Below are 5,923 nucleotides of genomic sequence, written 5' to 3' on the forward strand. Positions count from 1 at the left end.
TTGTTCACGAACGACTCTTGAGAAGGACGAATTGGGAGGTGTCGTGGGGAACGACTCAGCTATGTTATCGCGCTGCAGCAAGGTGTGACTAGCCTGCGGCCCGCCGCGGCCGCTAGACAGAATGTCGCGGGCGATGCGCCGGGATGAAAAATCCGCGCACGAGAAGCGCAAAAGATGCGCATGCTGCGCCCGCCTGCGCAGCACATCCCTATGCATAAAGTCCGCACGATAGGCCTGCTACCATGCGCCAATGAGCAATCCGATTCCCGCCCGCATCGCCGCCTTGCGCGACATGATGGCCAGGCATGGCATCGCCGCCTGCCTCGTCCCCACCGCCGATCCGCATTTGTCGGAATACCTGCCTGCCCATTGGCAAGCACGCCAATGGCTATCCGGGTTCGACGGTTCGGCCGGCACCTTGCTGGTCACCGCGAGGGACGCCGGGCTATGGACCGATTCGCGCTATTTCTCGCAGGCCGAACAACAGCTTGCAGGCAGTGGTATTGCGTTGATGAAGCAGCGCGTATCGCATGCGCCCGAACATCTGACCTGGTTGCAGCAGCATCTGCATCAGGGCGATGTGGTCGCCGTCACCGGCGACAGCGTCTCGGTTGCAACACAGCGTCAGATCGAACGGCTGCTGGCCAGCGTCGGCGCTACGCTGCGCGTCGATCTCGATCTGCCTGGCATGGTGTGGCGCGATCGCCCCGCCCTGCCCCAGGCACCGGTGTTCGAACATCCGCTCACCTATGCCGGCACCACCCGCGCCGAGAAATTTGAGAAGCTGCGCCATGCAATGCGCAAGCAGCACGCCACGCATCACCTCGTCTCCAGCCTGGACGACGTCGCCTGGCTCACCAACCTGCGCGGCAGTGATGTCGAGTGCAATCCCGTATTCCTGGCGCATCTGCTGGTGGAGTCGTCCGGACCGACCACGCTATTCGTCGATCGGGACAAGCTCAAGGATGACACCGTCGCCGCGCTCAGCGCCGACGGCATTCGCGTTGCCAACTACGCCACGCTCACCGATGCGCTGGGCGAATTGAAAGCCAGCGACAGCTTGCTGTTCGATCCGGGCCGCGTGGTAAGCCAAGTGTTGCAAGCCGTGGCCCCGGAGGTGAAGCGCGTCGAAACCCAAAACCCCTCCACGGCGTTCAAGGCCATCAAGAGCAAGAGCGAATTGGCGCACATCCGCGAAGTGATGCGCCGCGACGGCGCCGCGCTGGTGCGCGCCTTTCGCCGCCTGGAAGAACGGCTCGCCGCCGGCATGGCGCAGACCGAGCTGGACGTGGACGCACTGCTGCGCGACGAACGCTCGGCGCAACCGAACTTCGTCGGCGAAAGTTTCGCCACCATCGCCGGCTACATGGAGAACGGCGCACTGCCGCACTATCGCGCCACGCCCGAAGCGCACAACACGTTGCAGCGCCACGGCCTGCTGCTGATCGATTCCGGCGGCCAATACCTGGGCGGCACCACCGACATTACCCGCGTGCTGGCACTGGGGCCGACCACCTCCGAACAACGACGCGATGCCACGCTGGTCATGAAAGGCGCGATTGCGCTTTCCCGCGCACGCTTTCCGAAAGGCGCCAGCGGCCCGCAACTGGATGCCCTGGCGCGCGCACCGCTGTGGGCCAGCGGCATGGACTACGGCCACGGCACCGGACACGGCGTGGGTTATTTCTTGAATGTGCACGAAGGGCCGCACGGCATCCGCCCGCCCGTTTCCGGCGCCACGCTGGTGCCGCTGGAACCCGGCATGATCACCTCGATCGAGCCCGGCTTATATAAGCCTGCCCGCCACGGTATCCGCCACGAAAACCTCGCCGTGGTGGTCGAAGCCGACGAGACCGAGTTCGGCGTCTTCTACGCGTTCGAAACCTTGACCCTCTGCCCGTTCGATCGCCGCGCGCTGGAGCCGGCGCTGCTGAACCCGGAAGAACGCGCCTGGCTGGACGACTACCACGCCACCGTGCGCGCAGCGCTGGCGCCCTTGCTGGAAGACGCGGACCTGGCGTGGCTGGAAAAGCATTGCGCACCGCTCTAGGCGTGCGCTGATACCGCCGCGCAGCCTCATGGCCGTCATGCCCGCGAAAGCGGGAATGACGGCTACACATACCCAACCGCTCTCAATCCAGCGTGCCGGCACCGAAGTGGTCATCACCACGCCGCGTCGCCGCAACCTCCAGCGCAATGGATAGCGCACGCACGACATCATCCCTGTTCATGCTCGGGGCATTCGGAAAACGCGCTGCCTGCTCAGGCAGATACGGAATGTGGATGAAGCCCGCGCGTACATCGCGGCGCGATGCAGCCAGGTGCAACATCAGGTAGGCCACGTGGTTGCAGACAAAGGTCCCCGCCGTGTTGGACACCTCGGCCGGCAAGCCCGCGGCGAGCAGCGCCTTGAGCATCGCCTTGATCGGCAGCGTGCTGAAGTAAGCAGCAGGGCCATCCGCCACCACCGCGACATCGATGGGCTGCGCGCCCGCATTGTCGGGTATGCGTGCATCCTGCACATTGATCGCCACGCGCTCGATGGAAAGACGGCTGCGCCCGCCCGCCTGCCCTACGCCAAGTAGGATCGCCGGTTCGAGCTCGTCCATCAGCGATGCCAGTTCGCGTTGCGATTCGGCGAAGGCGGTCGGCAGCAGGCGCGCCACCACCACATGGCCGCCAATAGGCGTGCCATCGAGCACGCGCACGGCTTCCCACGACGGGTTGACGTCCTCGTTGCCGAACGGCGTGAAGCCGGTGAGCAGGATGCGTGGCGGTGTGCTCATGGAAGCAATATCAATGGAAGACCAGCAGCCACATGGTAATGAAAGTGACGACAAAGATGGCCGCCGCGCTCCAGGCCTGTGCGCGGATCACACCATAAGGATTGCGCAGCTCCAGCAGTGCAGCGGGCACCAGGTTGTAGTCGGCTGCCATCGGCGTCAGCAGCGTGCCGCAATAACCGCACAGCATGCCCATGGAGCCGAGGATGGCTGGATGGGCGCCATAGCGCTGCACCAGCAGCGGCAAACCAATGCCAGCCATCATCACCGGGAACGCCGCAAACGCGTTGCCCATGATCACCGTGAACAGCACCATGCCGAACGCGAACACCAGCAAACACATGAAAGCGTTGCCTTCGGGAAGCAGCATGCTCGCCAGCGCCGCAATGTCGGCGCCCACGCCGCTTTGCGTGAACACCTCGCCAAGCGCCGCCAGCAACAACGGCAACAACGCCGTCCACCCAATCGCGTCGAGCAGGCGCCGGCCTTCTGCCAAACCTTGATGGGGTGGCGCCTGCGCGACGCGAGCGGCGGCGAGCAAAGCCACCACGCAGGCCAGCCCGAGTCCGGTCAGCGTCATCTGCGGCTTGGCAAACAGCGCCACGTGCCCGATAGCGAGATGCGCCCCCAACAGTGCAACCAGCAGCGTCACCAAGGGAATCAGCAAGGCCGGCACGAATAACTTGTGACCAAGCCGCAGGGCCGACGCCATGCGCGCCTCGGCGCTGGCGGTTTCCGGATGCGGCTGCCGGCGCAGCAGGGGCGCCAGTAACGCAAGTGCGATCACCATGCACCCGGCGAGCTGGGCCGGCCATGGATTGCCGGCTTTCTGCTGCGCCAGCACTTCGTCGCCGCCGGCGAACAGCGCGCCCAACAACAACCAGAACGCGGCACGCGCAAGCTGTCGCTCGCGCAGATTGCGCCACGCGCTAAACAGTAGAAAGATCGCGATCAGCCAATACACATGCTCGATGCGCAGCATGCTCAGGCTCCATTCCGGGCACGGCGCACCAGCCGGCGCTGAAACAGCCAGACGCGCACCGACTGGATCACAAAGGCGGCGATGGCCGTGGGCAAGGCCCATAGCGCAATGGACAATGGCGTGAGATCGATGCCGTGTTGCACGTAGAAACCCTGGATAAGCAGCACGGCACCCAAGGCAATGAAGACATCTTCGCCAAAGAAGCGGCCGATGTTGTCGGTCGCCGCAGCCACGGCGCGCACGTCGTCGCGATCGGCATCGCTAAGGCCCGGATGAATCTTCTCGGCAGCGGCCTCGCCCATCGGCGCCAACAGTGGACGCACCGTTTGGGCCGGACCCGCCACGCCGGTCAGACCCAGCATCGCCAGCCCTTCGCGCACCAGCAAGTAACCGATCAGCAGACGCGCGAAGGTAAGGCCGCGCATGCGGCCCATCCATTGCTGGGCATGCTCGCGCAAGCCGGCGTGTTCAAGTAGGCCGATAGCGGGCAGGGTCAGCACGAACAGCAACAGCAGGCGCGACGACACGAAACTCTTGCCGAGCAGCGCCAGCAGATCAGGCAGGTGCAGCCCGGCCAGCAAACCGCTGACGATGGCTGCGCAGACCACCACCGGCACCGCATTGAAGCGCAACGCAAAGCCGATGACGATGACGGCGACGCCCAGCAACGGCCAATAATTCATGCCTGTTGCTCCGCGCCGTGCGGGGCAACGATGCCGATGCCGGCGGCTTCCAGTGCGGCGCGCAGTTCCCTCGCAAAATCCACGGCATGGTTGCCATCGCCATGCACGCACAAGGTGTCGGCCTGCAATGCGACCATGCTGCCGTCGACCGCACGCACCTGTCCCTCGCGCGCCATGCCCATCGCCTGCGCGATGGCCTCGTCGCTTTCCTGGATCACCGCGTCCGGCTCGCGCCGCGGTTGCAGGCTGCCATCGGCACGATAACGGCGGTCAGCGAATGCCTCGGCCGCCACCGGCAGGTTCATCGCCTTGCCCGCGTCGATCAACGCCGAGTTGGCCAGGCCGAACAGACGCAACGCAGGGTCGAAGTCGCGCACGGCACGCGCGATCGCCGCCGCCAGCTTCGCATCGCGCGCCGCCATGTTGTACAGGGCACCGTGCGGTTTGACGTGGCGCAACCGCGTGCCGGCGGCTTGCGCGAATCCATGCAGCGCCCCGATCTGGTACAGCGTGAGTGCATAGGCTTCGTTGGGTGTCACCGCCATCTCACGGCGTCCAAACCCTTGCAAGTCGGGCAGCGATACGTGCGCACCGATGGCCACGTCATGCTCCACCGCCATCGCCACGGTGCCGCGCATGATGTCTGGATCGCCGCCATGGAAACCGCACGCGATATTGGCCGAGCTGACGATGGCCAGCAGCGCGGCATCGTTGCCCATGCGCCACGCGCCGAAGGACTCGCCCAGGTCGCTGTTGAGGTCGATGGTCCTGGCGGAGGAAAGTTTCATGGCGATTCCAGACGTTGTTCAATGCGTTGAAGCAGTTGCCGCAGGGATGCCTCGCGCTTGCGCAGGCGCTGCATGGCCGCGTCCATCGAGGTCTCGCGGAAATATACGGCATCGCCCGGCCGACGTTGGGCGATGCGCGGAAGATCCGCCGCAGCGAGCTGGCCGATGCGTGGGTAGCCGCCGGTCACCGGCGCCTCGGCCAGCAACAGGATCGGTTGCCCGGAAGGCGGCAGTTGCAGCGTGCCGGGCAAGCTGGCTTCGGAGATCAATTCCAGCGGTTCGCGCAAGCGCAGCGGCAGGCCGTCCAGGCGGTTGCCGGTGCGATTGCTGTCCTTGCTGATCACGAAGCGTTGCGCAAACAGGGCGCGTTGCGCGTGGTCGTCGAGCGCGGCGTAGTGATGGCCGCGCATCAGCGCCAGCGGCACTTGCGCATAGTCGAGCCACGGCTGTGGATCGAGCCCCCAGCGCAAGGCCTGCACGCGCTTGTCGGCACGAAACCAGGAAACCGGGTCATGCTGACCGATCGTCAGCACATCGCCGGCACGGATGGCCCGGCCGATGCACGCGTGCAGATCGGCGCTGCGGCTGCCAAGCAGGGGCACGCTGTCGAAACCACCGCGCACCGCAAGATAACTGCGGCAGCCATGGCGCATGCCGCCGAAGCGCAGTAGGCTGCCTGCGGGTAGA

General features: G+C 65.4%; 6 protein-coding genes. 1 reads left to right on the plus strand and 5 read right to left on the minus strand.

Going from position 1 to position 5,923, the window contains the following annotated elements:
* Positions 1 to 250 precede the first annotated feature (250 nt).
* Entirely contained in the window at positions 251 to 2,050 is a 1,800-nt protein-coding gene (locus tag VMA74_RS11030; RefSeq protein WP_325366875.1) for an aminopeptidase P family protein, read from the plus strand.
* 82 nt (positions 2,051 to 2,132) lie between these two features.
* Here the strand turns inward: VMA74_RS11030 and pcp are convergent, their stop codons facing one another.
* From pcp to VMA74_RS11055, 5 genes are all read right to left on the minus strand, one after another.
* Positions 2,133 to 2,786 carry a pyroglutamyl-peptidase I gene (gene pcp / locus VMA74_RS11035; protein WP_325366877.1) on the minus strand — a complete coding sequence of 218 codons (654 nt, stop codon included), beginning with the start codon at positions 2,784 to 2,786 and terminating at the stop codon, positions 2,133 to 2,135.
* 10 nt (positions 2,787 to 2,796) lie between these two features.
* Positions 2,797 to 3,765 carry a 5-oxoproline transporter, DUF979 family subunit gene (locus tag VMA74_RS11040; protein WP_325366879.1) on the minus strand — a complete coding sequence of 323 codons (969 nt, stop codon included), beginning with the start codon at positions 3,763 to 3,765 and terminating at the stop codon, positions 2,797 to 2,799.
* 2 nt (positions 3,766 to 3,767) lie between these two features.
* Positions 3,768 to 4,448 (minus strand): DUF969 domain-containing protein, encoded by a 681-nt coding sequence (locus VMA74_RS11045; protein WP_325366881.1) that lies wholly within the window; start codon positions 4,446 to 4,448, stop codon positions 3,768 to 3,770.
* A complete protein-coding gene (locus tag VMA74_RS11050) occupies positions 4,445 to 5,236 on the minus strand; it encodes a 5-oxoprolinase subunit PxpA (RefSeq protein ID WP_325366883.1) in 792 nt (263 codons plus the stop codon). The genes VMA74_RS11045 and VMA74_RS11050 overlap by 4 nt, the downstream gene beginning before the upstream one ends.
* Positions 5,233 to 5,923 (minus strand): biotin-dependent carboxyltransferase family protein (locus VMA74_RS11055; protein ID WP_325366885.1); only part of this gene is annotated, 691 nt, incomplete at its 5' end. The genes VMA74_RS11050 and VMA74_RS11055, both read right to left, overlap by 4 nt.

The sequence above is a fragment of the Dyella sp. genome, from assembly GCF_035508675.1.
In the GTDB taxonomy this organism is placed as follows: domain Bacteria; phylum Pseudomonadota; class Gammaproteobacteria; order Xanthomonadales; family Rhodanobacteraceae; genus Dyella_B.

Bases quoted from the DNA above. Each gene is read 5' to 3' on its own strand.
- VMA74_RS11030 (WP_325366875.1), top strand. From the start codon at position 251: ATGAGCAATCCGATTCCCGCCCGCATCGCCGCCTTGCGCGACATGATG.
- pcp (WP_325366877.1), bottom strand. From the start codon at position 2,786: ATGAGCACACCGCCACGCATCCTGCTCACCGGCTTCACGCCGTTCGGC.
- VMA74_RS11040 (WP_325366879.1), bottom strand. From the start codon at position 3,765: ATGCTGCGCATCGAGCATGTGTATTGGCTGATCGCGATCTTTCTACTG.
- VMA74_RS11045 (WP_325366881.1), bottom strand. From the start codon at position 4,448: ATGAATTATTGGCCGTTGCTGGGCGTCGCCGTCATCGTCATCGGCTTT.
- VMA74_RS11050 (WP_325366883.1), bottom strand. From the start codon at position 5,236: ATGAAACTTTCCTCCGCCAGGACCATCGACCTCAACAGCGACCTGGGC.